This is a genomic window from Bacillus sp. MYb56 (genome assembly GCF_002976445.1).
Taxonomy (GTDB): Bacteria; Bacillota; Bacilli; order Bacillales; family Bacillaceae_G; genus Bacillus_A; species Bacillus_A mycoides.
The window spans coordinates 1-2,136 of the sequence record NZ_PCOH01000112.1 but is presented as its reverse complement, the minus strand read 5'-3'; the positions used below and the strand labels follow the sequence as shown (position 1 = coordinate 2,136).

The following is a 2,136-nucleotide window of genomic DNA, read 5'->3' as shown; positions in this document are numbered from 1 at the left end:
CACACCCGTTCCCATACCGAACACGGAAGTTAAGCTCTCTAGCGCCGATGGTAGTTGGGACCTTGTCCCTGTGAGAGTAGGACGTCGCCAAGCAAGCTAAAACACAAGTCTTTTGACTTGTGTTTTTTTGTATATTTGTTTCGTTAGAAACAAGGGTGGAAATATTGCTAAATCATACCAGATGGAAAATTATTTACGGAATCATGATAAAGGCGAAGTATTTTCGCTATTTTTATTAAGCGCTCATTAAACTATATGTATTTCGTAATAGGATCATTATTGGTCATATTTTCAATATAAGAGGGGAACCTCTCTTCTTTTATAATTAACTTCTAAAAAACTTGGCGCATAATTGAAGCTTCTATACTCTAAATGATTTAATGGTTTATGAATTATATAGCTATTCCCCCTTAAAATCCTGTATACAGTATCCCTTAACTAATAAACATTAGAGGTGTTTCTGCCGGTAAATACTTCTTTTTCATGATTGGACATCTAAATCTTCTTCATTAATATACTTTTGAAAATAACTCCGTTCATAATTTCAATAATATAGATTTGTGTAATTGCTTCCTTTGAGTTTGCAGTTTTCTCAATCTATTAAACAAGCCCGTCTATATAATTGCATTTTATATAGACGGGCTTGTTTAATTTTTTATTCTTATAATAGTAGCGTTTTGAGGGATGTTTTTTGTTATTAAGTATAGGGAAGTAGTACATAATCTATGAAAATGATACAGGTGCTTTCAATTATTATGAGAACAGCTATATTATGGCTAAATATGTAGTGAGATATAGGCATGTTGAACAAGGGGCTCATTTACAATTGAAGTGTATATATGGGTATGAAATCTTCTTTGATTAGTAGTCGTAACTTCTTGAGGCATAAATTTTTGAATTCCGTAACGTCAGTGCTACAATGATTGAAAAATAAATGTTAATGAGGTGTTCATATGAAAATTGAAGTTTGGTCTGATTTTGTATGCCCGTTTTGCTATATTGGGAAGCGTAGATTAGAAATGGCTTTAGAGCAATTTCCACATAAGAAAGATGTTGAAGTTGAGTTTAAAAGTTTTGAATTAGATCAAAATGCTCCGATCTACTCTGGAACGAGTATTAATGAAGTGCTTGCATCGAAGTATGGAATTAGTGTTGAAGAAGCTGATCGTAATAATATACAACTAGGCAATCATGCAGCTAGTATGGGTTTGAGTTTCAATTTTGAAGAGATGAAGCCAACAAATACTTTTGATGCACATCGTTTGGCGAAATTCGCAAAGGATCAAGGGAAGGAAAAGGAGATTACAGAAAATCTACTTTTTGCATATTTCACTGAATCGAGAAACTTAAGTGATGTGGAAACACTAGCTAATATTGCTGAAGCTTCCGGTCTAGATAGGGAAGAGGCTTTAAATGTTATTCATAATAAAAATGCTTATGCCAATGAGGTTAGGATTGATGAATCAATTGCCCAACAATATAAAATTACAGGGGTACCTTATTTTATTGTTAATCAAAAGTATGCTATTTCAGGTGCACAACCACTTGAAACCTTTGTTGGTGCACTTCAGCAGGTGTGGGAAGAAGAGAACCCTAAGTCTGAACTTCAAGATTTTTCAATAAATAGTACAACAGATGATTATTGTGCAGATGGTAGCTGCTCGATACCTTCAAAGGAATAATATTTAATTCTTTCTTTCTATTATGGTGTGCTGTAATGAGGGGATAAATTTTAAATGTCATATGTATATTAATGACAACTAAATACGAATAACCTACAGTGACTTTTATAGGTTATTCGTATTTAGTTTATTTTGGGGAGTTACATTCAAGTGTATTATTATTGTGCTAACGGCTTGTTGGTATAGTTAATTCATATTTTTATAAAAAACTTATTTAAAACTATTGACGATTAACATACATGGGTGTAATATAGAACAAGTCGCCGATAGCAACAACGCAGAAAGCGACAAAAGAAATAAAAAACTTGGTTGACATTGAAATATGAAAATGTTAACATAAGGGAGTCGCAAATGAGCGGCAAACAAGTTCTTTGAAAACTGAACGAAACAAACAACGTGAACGTCAATTTTTATTTTTAGATGCTAGACAAACTAACTTTATTGGAGAGTTTGA

The 2,136-nt window shown here is 32.9% G+C and carries 1 protein-coding gene and 1 rRNA gene; both read left to right on the top strand.

Going from position 1 to position 2,136, the window contains the following annotated elements; translation table 11 throughout:
- Positions 1-93 (top strand): 5S ribosomal RNA (rrf, locus tag CQ058_RS31210); the annotation flags it as partial.
- Positions 94-953: 860 nt separating this feature from the next.
- Positions 954-1,682 (top strand): DsbA family oxidoreductase, encoded by a 729-nt coding sequence (locus CQ058_RS31205; protein WP_002169292.1) that lies wholly within the window; start codon positions 954-956, stop codon positions 1,680-1,682.
- Positions 1,683-2,136 lie beyond the last annotated feature (454 nt).

Excerpts from the sequence above, each read along its gene's own strand:
- CQ058_RS31205 (WP_002169292.1), top strand. The coding sequence starts at position 954 with ATGAAAATTGAAGTTTGGTCTGATTTTGTATGCCCGTTTTGCTATATT.